Source organism: Paraburkholderia sp. GAS82 (genome assembly GCF_050436285.1).
In the GTDB taxonomy this organism is placed as follows: Bacteria; Pseudomonadota; Gammaproteobacteria; order Burkholderiales; family Burkholderiaceae; genus Paraburkholderia; species Paraburkholderia phenazinium_B.
This window is the reverse complement of the sequence record NZ_JBNDLX010000014.1, coordinates 100,033-116,299: the sequence shown is the minus strand read 5'-3', so window position 1 is coordinate 116,299 and position 16,267 is coordinate 100,033. Positions and strand designations below refer to the sequence as shown.

General features: G+C 62.4%; 12 protein-coding genes. 5 read left to right on the top strand and 7 right to left on the bottom strand.

Annotated features, from left to right (window positions below; translation table 11 throughout):
- Window positions 1-63: 63 nt before the first annotated feature.
- The 3 genes from P3T17_RS33650 to aspT (P3T17_RS33640) form a co-directional block, all read right to left on the bottom strand.
- Window positions 64-1,713, bottom strand: a complete 1,650-nt coding sequence (locus P3T17_RS33650; protein WP_429411185.1) for a bifunctional aspartate transaminase/aspartate 4-decarboxylase — start codon at window positions 1,711-1,713, stop codon at window positions 64-66.
- A 121-nt stretch (window positions 1,714-1,834) separates the two neighbouring features.
- Window positions 1,835-3,520 carry an aspartate-alanine antiporter gene (gene aspT, locus P3T17_RS33645; RefSeq protein WP_429411183.1) on the bottom strand — a complete coding sequence of 562 codons (1,686 nt, stop codon included), beginning with the start codon at window positions 3,518-3,520 and terminating at the stop codon, window positions 1,835-1,837.
- Window positions 3,521-3,733: 213 nt separating this feature from the next.
- Window positions 3,734-5,416, bottom strand: coding sequence for an aspartate-alanine antiporter (gene aspT / locus P3T17_RS33640; protein ID WP_429411181.1), 1,683 nt, complete (start codon window positions 5,414-5,416; stop codon window positions 3,734-3,736).
- Window positions 5,417-5,961: 545 nt separating this feature from the next.
- On the opposite strand from aspT (P3T17_RS33640), the gene P3T17_RS33635 reads away from it, so the two are divergent.
- A complete protein-coding gene (locus P3T17_RS33635) occupies window positions 5,962-7,038 on the top strand; it encodes a LysR family transcriptional regulator (protein ID WP_074265773.1) in 1,077 nt (358 codons plus the stop codon).
- Between the two features lie 30 nt (window positions 7,039-7,068).
- Window positions 7,069-8,067, top strand: coding sequence for a 2-hydroxyacid dehydrogenase (locus P3T17_RS33630; protein WP_429411178.1), 999 nt, complete (start codon window positions 7,069-7,071; stop codon window positions 8,065-8,067).
- Here the strand turns inward: P3T17_RS33630 and P3T17_RS33625 are convergent.
- Window positions 8,064-8,555, bottom strand: coding sequence for a plasmid fertility inhibition factor family protein (locus P3T17_RS33625; RefSeq protein ID WP_367946958.1), 492 nt, complete (start codon window positions 8,553-8,555; stop codon window positions 8,064-8,066). The two genes, P3T17_RS33630 and P3T17_RS33625, sit on opposite strands and share 4 nt — an antisense overlap.
- Before the next feature lie 205 nt (window positions 8,556-8,760).
- On the opposite strand from P3T17_RS33625, the gene P3T17_RS33620 reads away from it, so the two are divergent.
- Both P3T17_RS33620 and P3T17_RS33615 read left to right on the top strand, forming a co-directional pair.
- The gene (locus P3T17_RS33620; protein WP_429411176.1) at window positions 8,761-9,570 is read left to right on the top strand and encodes a crotonase/enoyl-CoA hydratase family protein; all 810 of its coding nucleotides are present in this window, start codon (window positions 8,761-8,763) and stop codon (window positions 9,568-9,570) included.
- A 186-nt stretch (window positions 9,571-9,756) separates the two neighbouring features.
- Complete coding sequence (locus P3T17_RS33615; RefSeq protein WP_429286529.1) at window positions 9,757-10,923, top strand: MFS transporter; 1,167 nt, start codon at window positions 9,757-9,759, stop codon at window positions 10,921-10,923.
- 21 nt (window positions 10,924-10,944) lie between these two features.
- Here the strand turns inward: P3T17_RS33615 and fahA are convergent, their stop codons facing one another.
- From fahA to P3T17_RS33600, 3 genes are all read right to left on the bottom strand, one after another.
- Window positions 10,945-12,261, bottom strand: coding sequence for a fumarylacetoacetase (fahA, locus tag P3T17_RS33610; RefSeq protein ID WP_429411174.1), 1,317 nt, complete (start codon window positions 12,259-12,261; stop codon window positions 10,945-10,947).
- Entirely contained in the window at window positions 12,258-13,652 is a 1,395-nt protein-coding gene (gene hmgA / locus P3T17_RS33605; RefSeq protein ID WP_429411172.1) for a homogentisate 1,2-dioxygenase, read from the bottom strand. Before hmgA ends, fahA begins: the two co-directional genes overlap by 4 nt.
- A 112-nt stretch (window positions 13,653-13,764) precedes the next feature.
- Window positions 13,765-15,120, bottom strand: coding sequence for an MFS transporter (locus P3T17_RS33600; RefSeq protein WP_429411170.1), 1,356 nt, complete (start codon window positions 15,118-15,120; stop codon window positions 13,765-13,767).
- A gap of 279 nt (window positions 15,121-15,399) precedes the next feature.
- Here P3T17_RS33600 and P3T17_RS33595 point away from each other — a divergent pair, with 279 nt between their 5' ends.
- Window positions 15,400-16,233: an EAL domain-containing protein gene (locus P3T17_RS33595; protein WP_429286533.1), complete on the top strand. Its 834-nt coding sequence runs from the start codon at window positions 15,400-15,402 to the stop codon at window positions 16,231-16,233.
- The last annotated feature ends 34 nt before the right edge of the window (window positions 16,234-16,267 follow it).

Here is a 16,267-nt window from a genome sequence, read left to right as displayed (position 1 = left end):
TGTGCAAGTTTTTTGACAGTGCTAGTCGCCCGCCAGCACGGGACGGATTGCCCGCGCTTGTGCTTATTTCACCGCATGCTTGTCGAGCTTGCCGCCCGTGTCCTTGTTGTACCGTTCGACATACTCCTCGATCAGCCTGCGCATCGCCCGGCCAATCTGGCGATAGTCCGACTCGTTGAGGTTCGCGAGCGACACCCGCCCCGACGGATGCTGCGTGCCGAAGCCCTTACCCGGCAGGAGCACCACCCGCGCCTCGCGCGCGAGCCGGAACAGCAATTCGCTCGGCTCGGTATTCTTGAGCAGCCACTCCACGAACTTGCGCCCGAACATCCGCTCCCCGAGGAACTCGATATCGAGAATCGTGTAGTAGTCGACCTGGTTCGGATCGTCGTCCTTGAACGAGATGCCGACCTCTTCGTACAGCGCCTCCTTGCGGCTGCGGATCAGGCGCTTCAGCGCGTTCTTGTACGCGTCCGGCGTATCCATCAACGAGAACAGCGAGAACAGCACCATCTGCACCTGCTGCGGCGTCGACAGACCGGCCGTGTGATTCAGCGCGACGGTGCGGCTGTCGGCGACCAGCCGGTCGATGAACTTGAGCTTGTCCGGCTCGGTCGTGATCGATTCGTAGCGCGTATGCAGTTCCTTCTTCACGTCCTTCGGCAATTCTGCGAGCAGTCTGTCGAGCACATTGTCGCGATGCGTCGCGATCGTGCCGAGACGCCAGCCGGTCGCCCCGAAGTACTTCGAGTACGAATACACGAGGATCGTGTTTTTCGGCGCCAGCGCAAACAGCGACACGAAGTCGTCGGCGAAGGTGCCGTAGACATCGTCCGTGAGCAGGATCAGGTCCGGGCGTTCCTTGACGATCTCGGCGATGTATTGAAGGCTCTCGTCACTGATCTTAACCGAAGGCGGATTGCTCGGATTGACGAGGAAGAACGCCTTCACCTTCGGATCGCGCAGCTTGTCGAGCTCCTTGTTCGAATATTGCCAGCCGCTTTCCACCGTAGCCTCGAGATTCACGACATTGAGCTGGTAGTCGTTCAGACGCGGAATCTCGATGTACGGCGTGAAGATCGGCATGCCGAGCGCGATCGTATCGCCAGCCTTGATCAGATGGTTTTCGCGCATCGTGTTGAAGATGTACGTCATCGCCGCGGTGCCGCCCTCCACCGCGAAAATGTCGAACTCGCCGACAAACGGATGCTTGCCGACCATCTCGCGCCGCAGGTACTGGCCGACAATCACCTCGGAGAGCTTCAGCATGCGGTCCGGCACCGGATAGTTCGAGGCAAGGATGCCTTCGCACATTTCGTACAGGAAATCCCCGGCGGAAAGACCGAGTTGATCGCGCACATACGAAACCGCGCCTCTCAGAAAATCAATACCTGGCACACCTTTGTTTTCGCGCAGGAACAGATCGAAACGCTCGGTCAGTCCTTCGCGGCGCGGGAAGCCGCCAACACCCTCGGGCATATATGCGAACGAGCGCTCCGATTCGCGCATCGCGAAGAGACCGAGTTGCCAGAAGCCGTGGCGCGGAATGGTTGCCAGAAAGTTCGGGTTGCCGCGGCCGGCATTGAGCATCGAGACGTTTGCGGGACGCTCTACCGCGCCGCCGCCGGCGGCCTTGATCAGTTCATCCTTCAGTTCGAACGGGCTGAGTGCTGCCAGCTTGTCCTGTTCGGTTTCGCCTTTGCCTTTTGCCATGATGCATTCTCCATTCAAGGGTGGGATGCGCCGGCGGGCGCGCTCCTGCGGCAGCGCCGGCGTGAAGGAATTAAGGGCTGCGAATCAAGCCTTGATCGAACCTTGTCAGACTGCCGCAGCGTCAGACGAGACCCACGACAAGCGGCCCAAGCAGGGTCAGCGCCACATTGGCGATCGCATAAGTGATAGCGAACGGCACGGTGGGCACGGCGCTCTCCGCCTTGTCGAGCACACCGCCGAACGCGGGATTCGCACTGCGCGAGCCGGACAGTGCACCGGCCAGAATCGCGGCGTTCCGGTAACCGAGCACGTAGCGGCCGAACAGCATCGTCAGCAGCAGCGGGAATAGCGTGACGAACACGCCGAGCAGGAAGATCGTCATGCCGCTCTGCTTGACCGTGACCACTGCCTGCAAACCGGAGTTCAGGCCCACGACCGCGACGAACGCGGCAAGGCCAAAGTCCTTCAGCAATTGCGAGGCGGCCGAGGGCAGCACGCCGTACATAGGATGCTTGCCGCGCATCCAGCCGAACAGCAGGCCGGCCAGCAGGCAACCGCCGCCCGAGCCAAGCGTCAGCGGAATGCCGCCCACATCGAGCACAACCAGACCAATCAGCAAACCGAGTACGAGGCCCACGCCCATGTAGATAAAGTCAGTCTTGTTGCTGTACGGCAGTTCGTAGCCAGCAGCATCGACCGCACGTTTGGTGTCTTTCGGCGAGCCGTAGAACGTGATCACGTCGCCGTGTTCAAGCCTGGTTTCCGGCAGGATGGGCAGCGGCTGGCCGGCACGCGTCGCGCCCTCGATATAAACGCCGTGACGCAGATCGCGATCCACGTTCTGGCGCACTTCCGCGATCGTGGTGTGATTCATGCCCTTGCGTGTGAACACGCCCTGACGGGTCTGCATCACGATGCTGACGCCATCGGTTTCCGCGAGTTCGTCGCCGATCAGATTCCACAGGCCGACCACGCCTTCGCGGCGCCCTACTACCAGCACCACGTCATCCGCTTCGAGCACGAGATCCGGAGCCGGCTCGAGCGCCTTGCCGCCACGTCGGATGCGCTCGATCGTGATCATGTCTTTCTGCGCCAGTTCGATCTCGGAGACCTTGCGACCCGCACCGGTTCCCACCCGGTACGCGCGTCCCACAACCTCCGGCAACGCTGACAGTTGACCGGCTGCCTGTGTCGACGCGTTGCCCGCCAACTCCTTTTCGGCCTCGATCGACGCCTCGCGCAAGCCCTGCCCCATGAACTTCGGCAAGATATTCACGCAGACGATGATCGCCCCCAACGAGCCGAACACATACGTGACGGCATAGGCAATTGCCACGTCGGATTGCAGCGACTTGATCTGATCGAGCGGTAAATCAAGCCGCGCGATCGCGTCACCCGCTGTGCCGATGATGGCCGACTGGGTCAACGCACCGCCCGCGAGCCCTGCCGCGAGCCCCTTGTTGAGGTGAAAAAGCTTCGCACACACAATGACCGTGATCAGCGCCGATACGGCCAGGAAAATCGCCATCGCGATCTCGCGCAGCGTCTTGCGATTGAGCGAGTTGAAGAAGCCCGGTCCGGAGTCATAGCCGACCGCATAAATGAACACGGCGAACATCACGGACTTCACCCCATTGTCGATCGTGACCCCGGCCTGACTGATCACCACCGCGGCAAGCAGCGAACCGCCCACACCGCCCAACTGGAACTTGCCGAAATTGATCTGGCCGACGTAGTAGCCCACTGCCAGGGAAAGAAACAACGCGATCTCAGGTGACTTATGAAAGATGTTGTGTAGCCAGTCCATCTTGCCCTCGCAATAAATATTGACCGGACTGCCCGGTGTGATGGCCGATGGAAGTCAACGTTGCGGCACTCCCATCTGCGCCCTTGATTGCGCTAGCCATGCGCCAAACCTGCCCCGCGCGTCATACACCGCGCATTCGTGCGATGCGCTTTCGTGCACCGCGCGGCATCAGTTCGACGCGCGGCGTCTGTGCTGCGATTGCTGTCACTGTGGTTATCCGAACTTGCCCGCAAGGCCGACGACCACCGGCCCCATCAACGGCAGCAGAATGTTGGAAAGTGCGTAGGTGATCGTGTAGCCGATCACCGGCGTCGAATTACCGGTGACGCCGACCAGCGCGCTGATGGCCGGCGTGCTGCACTGCTGCCCGGCAATCGCACCGAGCAACATGGGGGCATCCAGTTTGAGAAACATGCGACCGATCCACAGCGACAGCAGCCCAGGAATCAGCACCATCAGGATCCCGACGAACGGCAACGCGACGCCGTATTCGCGAACCAGCTTGATCGCATCCGGCCCAGCTGAAAGACCGACTGCAGCGATAAACGTGGCAAGACCGAAGTCCTTCAGGATCTGCGCGGCGGCGGACGGCAACGAGCCGATCAGCGGATAGCGCGAGCGGATCCAGCCGAACAGCAAACCGGACAGCAGGCAGCCGCCTCCTGTACCCAATGCAACCGAAACACCGCCGATCCGGCCGCCCAGATGTCCGATCGCCATGCCAGCCAGCACGCCCAGTCCGAGATAGACGAAATCCGTTTTCTGGGTAGGCGGCAGCACATAGCCGAGCTGACGCGCACCGCGCGCCACATCCGCCTTCGCGCCAACCAGGGTCAGCACGTCGCCGCGGTTTAGTTCGGTACCGGGTAAGGCAGGAATCCGCGTTTCGAGACGTGTTACCGCGGCGATGTAGACGCCTCGCCCTTGCTCCGGTCCCGCCTGTTCGCGCAGTTGGGCAACGCTTTGACCGTGCACCTCGCGCCGCGTCAACACCACGTCCACCCGCTCGACCGGCAGCGCGCCAAAGCGCGCATCGGCGACCTCCGTGCCGATTGCCGCAGCCGCCGCGACCAGCGCCTCGCGGCGGCCGGCCACCAGCACGAGATCGTCGGCTGCCAGCAGCACACCAGGGGCGATGGCCACACTCGCGCCGTTCCGGTCGACCTGTTCGACTGTCAGATTGGAACCGTAACGCTGTTCGAGCACCCCGATCGACAATCCCGCTGCGGGACCGACGCGAAACGCCCGCCCCACCAAAGCAGGCGCACCCATCCGTTGTCCTTCGTCTAGCGCACCGTCACCGCCGAGCTTGTGCCACACGCGTTCCGCTTCTTCGCGCAAATTGACGCGCAGCAGCAGCGGCGCAAACTGGCTTGTAAACAGCACGACTGTGATCAGGCCAAACAGGTAGCTGACGCTATAGGCGGTCACGATGTTGGCTTGCAGACGCGCCGTTTCGGCGTCGGCAAGACCAAGTTTGGAGATCGCCTCGGAAGCCGTGCCGATCACTGCCGACTCCGTGGCAGCGCCGGCCAGCAACCCGGCGGCGGTACCCGCATCGAGACGCAGCGCGAACACCGCGACCATGATGAGGATCAGCACGGAAACGATTTCGACTATCGACAGCAGTCCATAGCGCCAGCCACGTCCGATGTTGGCGAAAAACTGCGGACCGCCGGTGAAGCCCAGCGCGAAGATGAACAATGCAAAAGCGATATTTTTCAGATCGGGCGCGAGGCGGGCGCCGGTTTGACCCAACAGTAGCGCCACGATCAACGTACCGCAGACACCGCCAAGCTGAATGGGTCCGATCTTGAATGAGCCAATGAAATATCCGAGCGCAAGGCTCGCGAACAACGCGATTTCCGGTTGCGACCTGAGCAATTCGCCGATCATGTTCCGGTTCGTCTCTTTACGGTGAATTCAGAATATTTATGAGAAAAAATAGCCTTGAAATTCTCAAAAGCCCATTTCGGGATATTTTTGAGCCAGGACGAGCTACTACATCAAAGGGGCGCAACATCCACCATTCGATTCAGGTTTTATTGCACCTTCGTGACGGGCCATGAAGACGTTTAACGCCGTCATGCGGCAGCGCGGTGAAGACGTGCAGTAAAGCTCATATTGACGACACGCATCGATTGCCTCGTGAAGTGGCCCAACACCTTATGCAAAGGTTATGGGCATGATTGCACCGTCGAATTGTTTGACTAATTCAGAATAATTCCGCCAATCCCTAATTCATTACAGACAGGTGGCGGAATGTACACACTTCCAAATTCAGCATGCCTTATCAATAAATATTGTAATTTTTTGAAATAGTCAATATTATTTTCAACAGAAGACGCAAGACCAGGATCCCGGGCGATTCCGAGTTGGCCCGCATGCCGCTACGTGGCTCATAACGTGGCCTTCCAACAAATACACGAGGGCGGTTTTCAATGAACCAGATTCATGCAATGCGCGTTTTCGTCAGGGTGGCCGAGACTGAGAGCTTTCGCCGCGCCGCCCAGCAACTCGAGGTGTCGAACGCGCTGGTCACGCGCGCCATCGCCACGCTCGAAGCTCATCTGAAAACCCGGCTCATCAATCGGACCACCCGCAATGTCGCCCTGACCGAGGCCGGCACGCGATACCTCGAAGGATGCCGTGGGCTGCTGGAAGAACTGGACCGTCTGGAAACCGCATTGGGCGATACCCAGGCCGAGCCTGGCGGTACGTTGCGCCTCGTCGCTTCCGGTGCGCTCTCGCTGCTTTCGCTGACACCCTTGCTCGACAGCTTTCGCAGGCTGTATCCGAAGATCAAGGTGCGGCTCACGCTGACCGACCGGCGCGTCGACCTGATTGAAGATGGGTACGACGTCGGTATCGTCACCGGCTTCACGGCACCAAGCCACGATCTGGTCGAACGGCCAATCGGCACGCATTCGCTGGTGGTCTGCGCGGCGCCTGCGTATCTCGCCGAGCACGGCGAGCCGCAACTGCCCGAACAACTGGCATTGCAAGCGTTTGTCGCGCTGCCATCGGAGCAAGGCAGCATCACCTGGCATTTCAGTGGGCCTTCGCATCGCACCGAAGAGATCACACTTCAACCGGTGTATTCCGTCAACAACGCGCAGATGGTGCGGCTTGGGGTGCTGGCCGGTATGGGCATTGCGATCCTGCCATGGCAGATGGTGGCCGACGATCTCGCCGCCGGTACCTTGAAGCGAATCATGGCGGATCATCGCGTGGACGATCCCGACCTCAAGGTGTCGATCGTGTATCCGAACCGGCAGTTCCTGCCGGCGAGGACACGCTCGTTCGTGGAGCATACGCTCCAACATTTCAGCCGTGTGGCGGCAGGCCCGTGGGACCCATCCGACGCCGCAGACGTCGCAGGTATTGCGGACGCCGCCGTCGACGCCTCACGCATGCCGGACACGAATGGCGTATCCATGCCGGAACCGCCAGCACAGACGCCACCACCCATGGCGAAAGAAATGCGCACCGGTCTGCATGCGCCGCGGGGGGCTTAAACTATCGGCATCCCGTCGGTGGAGGCTCCCATGCGCATGATCCTGTTCAGTAGCCGTCAGTACGACAGCGAGACATTTCGCGAAGCGAACACCGCGCATGGCTACGATCTGCACTTTCAGGAGTCGCATCTCGACGCGGAAACCGCCGTGCTGGCAGACGGCTTCGAGGTGGTCTGCCCGTTCGTCAACGACTGTGCCGACGCAGCGGTTCTGGAGCGGCTGCATGCCGGCGGCACGCGCCTGATCGCACTGCGCTCGGCGGGCTTCAATCACGTCGACCTGGCTGCGGCTGAACGCCTGGGCATCACCGTGGTGCGCGTACCGGCCTATTCGCCGTATGCCGTCGCCGAACACGCGGTGGGGCTGATTCTCGCCCTCAACAGGCGCCTGCCGCGCGCCGCAGCGCGAACCCGCGAAGGCGACTTTTCGCTGCATGGGTTGCTCGGTTTCGACCTGCATGGCAAGACGGTCGGCGTGGTCGGCACCGGCATGATCGGCCGGGTGTTCGGGCGCATCATGGCCGGCTTCGGCATGCAGATCCTCGCATACGACCCCGGCACGCCCGCAGAGGATCTGCTGGCGCTTGGCGCGCGCTACGTGCCACTCGATACGCTGCTTGCCGAAGGCGATGTCGTCAGCCTGCACTGTCCGCTGGTGCCAGACACTTACCATCTGATCGACGATAGCGCGCTGGCCAAAATGAAGCGCGGCTCGATGCTGATCAACACGGGCCGGGGCGGCCTCGTTGAAAGCAATGCGCTGGTCGGCGCGCTCAAGAGCGGCCAGCTCGGCAACCTGGGGCTCGACGTCTACGAGGAAGAAGGTGGCCTGTTCTTCGAGGACCATTCCAACCGGCCACTGCAGGACGACGTGCTGGCGCGCCTCCTGATGTTCCCGAACGTGATCGTCACGGCTCACCAGGCGTTCTTCACCCGCGAGGCGATGAACGAGATCGCGCAGACGACACTCGGCAACGTGGCCGCATGGCTCGCCGGTACGCCGCGCAACATGGTGCAGGCGCGCGGCTAGCGCCCTCGCCCATCCATCGCAGTGCGAACCGCCGTGCGCGCGTCGTCCGCGGCGCCGCATACTTCACGCAGCAACGCGACTTCACGCTCGTGAACTTCTACCGGAAACCAGCGTGCGCCCGCTTCGGCCAGATAGCGCGCGCGATGCTGGCCATTGCGGAACGCCACCACTCCCTCGTGTTCCAGTCCGAGCCAACCCATCAGGCCCGGCGCGCGGCGCTTCGAGATGGTCACATATGGCATCTGCGGAATGCGCGGATTGGCGGGATCCAGAAACTCGCGAATGCCACGCACCTTACCGGTATGCCATTCGTTGACGGGTTTCAGCACGTAGTCGGTATTGTCGCGATCGGCGCATTCGAGCAGCTTGCGCGCATCGACGAGCACCACCTGATGACGGGTGCCGTCGGCGACGAACACACGCTTGAGACGGACGTGGTCGTACCACGCATGTTCAGACAGCGGAACGATCCAGATGGGTTCCGCCATGGAGGATTCGAGAGTCGGCGTGGGTGATGACATGGACAATAACAGGTGCAGACTCAATGGGCCGGTGCACCAGCACGCGGCACGCTAAAAAAGCGCTTACGCTACGGGTGCCCTGTGAAGTATATGTGACAACGCCCTGCATTAATCAGTCAGCATGTGGCGTATATGGCGTATTTGGCGAAGACAAATAACAGTGGAGACGGCGATGACTTCAGAACACTTCGGCGACCACGTGCGGATCGAAGCAAACGATGCGGTTGCCACGATCGTGCTCGAGCGGCCCGCGCGCCGCAACGCGGTGGACCGTCCGACTGCGGACGCGTTGCGAGCGGCGTTCGAGCGTTTCGAAGCCGAGTCGGCGTGGCGGGCGGCGGTCCTGTTCGGCGCGGGCGGCACCTTCTGCGCGGGCGCCGACCTCACCGCGCTCGGCGACGAGACCCGTCGCAACGAACTGCACGCCGACGGCAGCGGTCCCGGGCCGATGGGTCCGACCCGCATGGTATTCACCAAGCCCGTGATCGCTGCGATTGCCGGGTACGCCGTCGCTGGCGGCCTCGAACTCGCGGCCATGTGCGACCTGCGGGTGGTCGAAGAGGATGCGGTGCTGGGCGTCTTCTGCAGACGGGTCGGCATTCCGCTGATCGACGGTGGCACGATCCGGCTGCCGCGGCTGATTGGCTTGTCGCGCGCGCTGGATCTGATCCTGACGGGGCGCGCAGTCGGGTCGCAGGAAGCGCTGGCGTTCGGGCTCGCGAATCGGGTAGTGGCAACCGGCACCGCGCGCACCGCTGCCGAAAAGCTTGCCGCGGAACTGGCGACACTTCCCCAGGCCGCATTGTTGGCGGACCGTTGCTCGGCCCTCGAAAACAGCACCCTCGACGATCTGTCCGAGGCCTTCCGCCGCGAGGGCGAGGGAGGATATCAAGCGGTATTCGCAGAGGGAGTAGCGGGCGCGCTGCGCTTTGCCGAGGGCGCCGGACGACATGGCGACGCACTCGAACCCGGCGGCGGCTAACCTCGCCGGCAGCCCTGCGGGGCAACGCCTTCAACGAAAAACAACAACTTGATCGCGCCCCACCTACGCCGTTTTGGCTTAGGTACAATCCCTTACTTGTTTGCCCTGTCTGCGCTCGCGCTCTCACTTCGAAAACGCGCGCCGGCAATGCGTGGAATGCGCAGCCTTCGTACCGATCTCCACATCATGCCTTTGCCTCTGCTCGCCCTTGCTGTTGCCGCGTTTGGAATCGGTACCACGGAATTCGTCATCATGGGCTTGCTGCCCGACGTGGCACGCGACCTCGCCGTCTCGATCCCCGCAGCCGGCATGCTGGTGTCGGCCTATGCGCTCGGCGTGACGATCGGCGCCCCGATCGTCGCCATCGCGGTCGCCAATATGCCGCGCAAAAAGGCCCTGATGAGCCTGATCGGCGTGTTCATCGTCGGCAACCTGCTATGTGCCATGGCGCCCAACTACGGTGTCCTGATGGTCGCGCGCATCGTGACGGCGTTTTGCCATGGCGCCTTCTTCGGGATCGGCTCGGTGGTCGCAGCCGGCCTGGTGGCGCCGAACCGGCGGGCCCAGGCGATCGCCCTGATGTTCACCGGTCTTACGCTCGCCAACGTGCTCGGCGTGCCGCTTGGCACCGCGCTAGGTCAGGCCGTCGGCTGGCGGGCCACGTTCTGGGCTGTAACCGTCATCGGCATGCTGGCCGCCGCAGCGTTGGCCGTGTGCCTGCCCGCAAAGATCGAGATGCAGAAGGCGAGCCTTCTGCGCGAGTTCAGCGTGTTGAAAAACCCTCAAGTGGTGATGGTGCTTGGCATCAGCGTGCTGGCCTCGACAAGCCTCTTTTCCACCTTCACCTACATCACGCCGATCCTCGAAGACGTCACCGGTTTGACGCCGCATGCCGTCACACTGGTGCTGCTGTTGTTTGGCCTCGGGCTGACGGTGGGCAGCACGCTCGGCGGCAAGCTCGCCGACTGGCGCCTGATGCCTTCGCTGGTGGCGTTCCTGCTCGCCATCGTAGTGATCCTGACGATCTTCGCCGGCACGATGCACTCGGCCGTGCCCGCGATGGCCACGATCTTCATGTGGGGTGTGCTTGCCTTTGCGATCGTGCCGCCGCTGCAGATGCTGATTGTCGATCGTGCGAGTCATGCGCCGAACCTCGCTTCCACGCTGAATCAGGGTGCCTTCAATCTGGGCAATGCCACCGGCGCATGGCTCGGCGGCATGGCGATTGGCGCGGGCGCGCCATTGACCACGCTGCCGTGGGTAGGCGTCGCCGCTGCGGTCGGCGCGCTCGGGTTGACGCTGTGGTCGGCTTCGCTGGAGCGGCGTACTCCGCCTGCTGCGGTGGCCGGTTAACCCGCAGCGCGTTTCCTGCTTCTACTCGTGCGTGTGTGCCGGCAGAATTTCCCCGACACACTTGCCGAAGCCCACCCGGTAACCATCGCCCTGGCACCATCCGGCGAGCGTCAGTTCGTCGCCGTCCTCGATGAACGCACGGCTGCCGCCTTCCTTCAGCTCTAGTGGATTCTTGCCGTTCCACGTCAGCTCCAGCAGGCTGCCATACGCGTCTTCGGCTGGTCCGCTGATCGTACCCGAGCCCATCAGGTCGCCCACCCGCGCGTTGCAGCCGGATACAGTGTGGTGCGCCAACTGCTGCGCCATCGTCCAGTACATGTGACGGAAATTGGTACGGGAGATGGTGGTCGCCTGTTGCGCCTGCTGAGGACGTAGCGTGACTTCGAGCGCAATATCGAACGCGTGCGCACCGTCATGCCGCAGATACTCCAGCGGTTGAGGTTCCTGCATCGGTTGTGAAACGCGGAACGGCTCGAGCGCGTCGAGCGTGACGATCCATGGCGAAATGGTCGTGGCGAAAGTCTTGGCGTTGAACGGTCCGAGGGGCACGTATTCCCATTGCTGGATGTCGCGTGCGCTCCAGTCGTTGAGCAGCACCATGCCGAAGATGTGGTCCTCCGCTTCGGCACACGCAATCGGCTCGCCAAGCGCATTGCCGCGACCGACGATAAAGCCGGTTTCCAGTTCGATATCCAGCTTGCGGCACGCACCGAATACCGGGCGCTCCTGGTCGGGCAGCTTGAGCTGACCGTTCGGACGCCGTACCGGCGTACCGCTCACCACCACCGATGAAGCGCGCCCGTTGTAGCCGATCGGCATTTCCGACCAGTTCGGCAGCAACGCATTCTTAGGATCACGGAACATCGAACCGACGTTGGTCGCATGCTCCTTCGACGAGTAGAAATCCGTGTAGCCAGGAATCTGTACCGGCAGATGCAGCGTGGCGTCGGCCTGCGGCACCAGCGCTCGTTCGCGCAAGGCAGCGTCGTCGCGCAGCGTAGCGGTCTCGCGGGCGAGCAGACTGCTCAACTGGATCCGCACGCTGCGCCACGCGTCGCGGCCGAGGGCAATGAAATCGTTGAGCGTGTCGCGAGAGAAAACGTCCTGACCTGCTGCCGCACCCGGCAGACGCAGCAAACCGGCCGCTTGCAGCACCGCCAGGTCGACGATCGTGTCGCCGATCGCCACACCCGCGCGCGGCGCACCCTCGTGCGCGTCGCTGAAAATCCCAAACGGCAGATTCTGGATCGGGAAGTCGCACGCGGGCTCGTTCGCTGCTTCGATCCAGCTTTTGCGCGACGCATCGAGCGTCGCCTGAAGATCGCTCGATACGTTCATCGCTGCTCCGGGTTGAAGTGTTTCTTGAGACCTTGCCAGCACTCGTAGTAATGCGCCTGCAGTTGCGCCGTTTCCAGCGCGAAACGAGTCGGCTTGATCAGCGTGCGGGTTTCGAACATGAAGGCCATCGTGTCGCCAACCCTATGCGGCTTCGAGGTGTCGCTATGCGAGGCCTTCTCGAAGGTATCCGCATCCGGACCATGACCCGACATGCAGTTGTGCAGACTCGCGCCGCCCGGCACAAAGCCCTCGGCCTTTGCGTCATAGACGCCGTGCACCAGCCCCATGAATTCGCTCGCCACATTGCGGTGGAACCAGGGCGGGCGGAAGGTATCTTCCGCAGCGAGCCAGCGGGGCGGAAAAATCACGAAGTCGATCGTGTCGACGCCGGGCGTATCGCTCGGTGAATGCAGCACGAGGAAGATCGACGGATCGGGATGATCGAAGCTGATCGAGCCGATCGTGTTGAAGCGGCGCAGATCGTATTTGTACGGCGCGTAGTTGCCGTGCCACGCGAGCACGTCGAGCGGCGAGTGGCCGATGTCCGCACGCCACAGGTTGCCGTTGAGCTTCGCCACCAGTTCGAAGGCGCCTTCGCGATCTTCATATGCCGCTTGCGGTGTGAGAAAGTCGCGCGGGTTGGCGAGACCGTTCGAACCGATCGGCCCCAGGTCCGGCAGACGCAACAAGGCGCCGAAGTTCTCGCAGATATAGCCGCGCGCTGTGCCGTCCGGCAGCGAAACAGCAAAGCGCACACCACGCGGGATTACAGCGATCTCGAATGGTTCGACGTCGATCAGCCCCAGCTCCGTTGCGATGTGCAGACGCCCTTCCTGCGGCACGATCAGCAGCTCGCCGTCGGCGCTATAGAAGAAGCGGTCCTGCATCGAACGGTTGGCCGCATACAGATGAATCGCGCAGCCGCTCATCGCTTCGGCCGAGCCGTTGCCGGCCATCGTCACCCAGCCGTCGGTGAAATCGGTCGGCTCGGCAGGCATTGGCAGCGGATCCCAGCGCAACTGGTTGGGCGGGGTCGGCGGCACGTCGTGGAAGTTCGCGACCAGACGGTGCGAAGGCAGCGCGGTAAAGGGCTGATGCACCGCCGCCGGACGGATCCGGTACAGCCACGAGCGACGGTTGTGGCTACGAGGCGCGGTAAAGGCCGTGCCCGACAGTTGCTCGGCGTACAAACCGTAGGGCGCCCGCTGCGGCGAATTGCGGCCTTGCGGTAACGCTCCCGGCAGCGCTTCGGTGGCGAACTCGTTGGCAAAGCCCGATTGATAGCCCGGCACGATGTCAGGGCGCGCGCTGTGGTCGACCCGCTGGCCGGCGTGCCCGCTCGCGTGACCGCCGAGAGTCACGTTCGAAGGCTTGTATGTGGGGTTGTTCATGCAGGTTCTCCGTTAAAACTCCGGCCTGTGGCAAGCCGCAAGCCGCTTTTAGACCGCTTCCAGATCGCACTTGCCTTTATCAGGCCACGTTGATGCCCTCTTCGGCTTGTCTTTAGAACGCTTGCGCCGCTGCGCCATCGCGTTGCCGCGTCGCACCGGCCAAGGCAATTACCAGTAACGCCGAGCACAGCACCGGCACGGCGGCCGCATGAAACAGCGCAGCGTTGGACCAGTTAAGCGCAATCAGTTGACCGCCGACGAGCGGCCCGATCACCGAGCCGATTCGTCCGATGCCCAGACTCCAGCCGATGCCCGTCGAGCGTAACGAGGTCGGGTAGAAATGCCCGGCGAGCGCATTGACGGCAGGCTGGCCGCCGAGCACGCAGAAGCCGCCGGCGAACACCACGACCAGCAGCCACGGCAGCGCATGAGCGACCATGCCGATCATGCCGACCGTCAAAGTGGCAGCGACAAAACAGACGAACAGCACGCGTACAAAGCCAAAGCGTTCGATAAACCAGCCGAGCAGTAGCGTCCCCACCACGCCCCCGGTCTGCAGCACGGTCCCGACGATCACCGCTGTGGCAGGCGTATAGCCGGCCTCGTGCATGACGGTAGGCAACCAGTTCGACAGGAAGTACAGATCGATCAGGTTCATGAAGCTGATGGCCCACAGGATCAGCGTCACCGGCGTGCGGCCGGCGCGAAACAGTTCCGCAACGGGCGCGCCGCTCGCGGCCTTTTCGCGCACGACGAGGCGCGTGTCAGCGCCGATGGGCAGACTCGGATCGAACCGGCTGAGCCAGCGCAGGGCGCGTTCGTGACGGCCCTTGAGCACCAGAAATTGCAGCGATTCCGGCAACGCCGCCAGCATCGCGAAGGCAAGCAGCAACGGCACCGTGCCGCCTACCCAGAACACCGCACGCCAGCCGTACGTCGGGATCAACGCCGCGCTGATGAAGCCGCCCAGCGCCGCGCCAAGCGTGAAGCCACACGACACCAGCATCATCCGTTTGACGCGGTGCGCGGTGCTCGAGAATTCGCCGACCAGCGCCATCGCGTTCGGCATGATGCAGCCGAGCCCGAGGCCCGTGACGAAGCGCAGCGCAAGCAAGGCGGGGATCGTCGTCACGAGTGGTGTCGCCAGCATCGCCAATGCGAAGAACAGCGTCGCGCCAATCAGCACTGGCCGCCTTCCAATGCGGTCAGCCAGCACCGACAGCGCTAGCGCCCCTAGCAGCATCCCGAACAGGCTCGCACTGAACACCGGGCCGAGCGCCGCCTTCGACACGTGCCATTCGCCAATCACGCTCGGCGCCACATAGCCCATCGCCTGCGCGTCAAAACCGTCGATCACGAGACACAAGCCGCACAACACGAGCAACATCAACTGAAATGCCGGGTGATGCGTTTCGCCGAGCACGCGCTCCACTTCGATTACGTTGGCAGACCCTGGTTGGGCGTTCATCGAGTCGTCTCCTCGTCCTGACTGCATCGGACTGTTTAGTGGCGCGTACGGCTCCGCAATCTCGGGCGCACATGGCTTCACCATCGCGGCTATCCCGCAATTTACGAATGGTAAAACGAATTACGAATAGTGAAATTAACGTTAACCCTGAATTTCCATACGAACCCCATATGGTTATCAGCAATTAGTTCATGACGCCGTTGTGCGGACTGCTACCATCAATAGATGCGGCCCAGGGCCGCGCTTCGACGCGCCAACGATGCGCCACCACAACCACTCATGATTCCGCAGACTGTCCCCCAACTCGTCGCACGTGCCGCCGAACATCCGTTTCTCGGCGAGTATCTGGCGCTGGGCGAGGGCATCCATCACGACACCGCGGTCGCTCATTTCGACGGGCTCGAACTCGCAAGCGCCTATGAGCCGATCTTCGATATCAGCGTGCACGCGCTGGCCCAGTCGCTCTCTTCCGCGCCGGAGAGCGTGGACCGGTTCGGCGACGAACTCGGATTCCAGGCCGTCACGCGGAGGCTCGACGGCGAGCCCTTCGACCCGCTCGCCCCTTTCGACCGGATCGAAGATGACCCGCAACTGGTCACACTGGATCGCATGTCGCGCGCGCTGCACGCGATCAATTTCTTCGGCGCGCAACGCCACGGGCTGCTGTTTCTGCGCGTCCACGAACGTCTGCTGAAGAGCGTGAAGTACGACCACGGCCGGCACTTCTCGACGGTGCTGGTTTCGTTTGGGCTTAATCCATCGCGGATTGTCATCGAGTTGCCGGCGGCAGCGGTCGCGCACCGCACCTTCCTCGGCTATCTGACGAAGAGTTATCAGCGGTATGGGTTCAAGGTGGCGGGCAATCTGCCGAATGCCGGTCAGATTCTCTCTGTGTCCGACATGGCGCGGCTCGACTTCATCAAGATGGATGCGGGCCTCGCGTTGCGCGATGCGATGGTGAAGCCGCTAGTGGGTTATGCGAACCGGCTGCGGATACCGTTGATCTTCAACCGGGTGGCAACCGAAGCTCAGTTCGATCTGCTGCAACAGTATGACGTGCGCTTCGTGCAGGGACCGCTGTTTGCAGTGCACAGTCATGATGGGGCGGTTTGAGGTTCGGCGGAACGTGTCCTCCTGCTGCGAGGCC

Bases quoted from the DNA above. Each gene is read 5' to 3' on its own strand.
- P3T17_RS33595 (WP_429286533.1), top strand. From the start codon at position 15,400: ATGATTCCGCAGACTGTCCCCCAACTCGTCGCACGTGCCGCCGAACAT.
- hmgA (WP_429411172.1), bottom strand. From the start codon at position 13,652: ATGAACAACCCCACATACAAGCCTTCGAACGTGACTCTCGGCGGTCAC.
- P3T17_RS33630 (WP_429411178.1), top strand. From the start codon at position 7,069: ATGCGCATGATCCTGTTCAGTAGCCGTCAGTACGACAGCGAGACATTT.
- P3T17_RS33650 (WP_429411185.1), bottom strand. From the start codon at position 1,713: ATGGCAAAAGGCAAAGGCGAAACCGAACAGGACAAGCTGGCAGCACTC.
- fahA (WP_429411174.1), bottom strand. From the start codon at position 12,261: ATGAACGTATCGAGCGATCTTCAGGCGACGCTCGATGCGTCGCGCAAA.
- P3T17_RS33625 (WP_367946958.1), bottom strand. From the start codon at position 8,555: ATGGCGGAACCCATCTGGATCGTTCCGCTGTCTGAACATGCGTGGTAC.
- P3T17_RS33615 (WP_429286529.1), top strand. From the start codon at position 9,757: ATGCCTTTGCCTCTGCTCGCCCTTGCTGTTGCCGCGTTTGGAATCGGT.
- aspT (WP_429411181.1), bottom strand. From the start codon at position 5,416: ATGATCGGCGAATTGCTCAGGTCGCAACCGGAAATCGCGTTGTTCGCG.
- P3T17_RS33635 (WP_074265773.1), top strand. From the start codon at position 5,962: ATGAACCAGATTCATGCAATGCGCGTTTTCGTCAGGGTGGCCGAGACT.
- P3T17_RS33620 (WP_429411176.1), top strand. From the start codon at position 8,761: ATGACTTCAGAACACTTCGGCGACCACGTGCGGATCGAAGCAAACGAT.
- aspT (WP_429411183.1), bottom strand. From the start codon at position 3,520: ATGGACTGGCTACACAACATCTTTCATAAGTCACCTGAGATCGCGTTG.
- P3T17_RS33600 (WP_429411170.1), bottom strand. From the start codon at position 15,120: ATGAACGCCCAACCAGGGTCTGCCAACGTAATCGAAGTGGAGCGCGTG.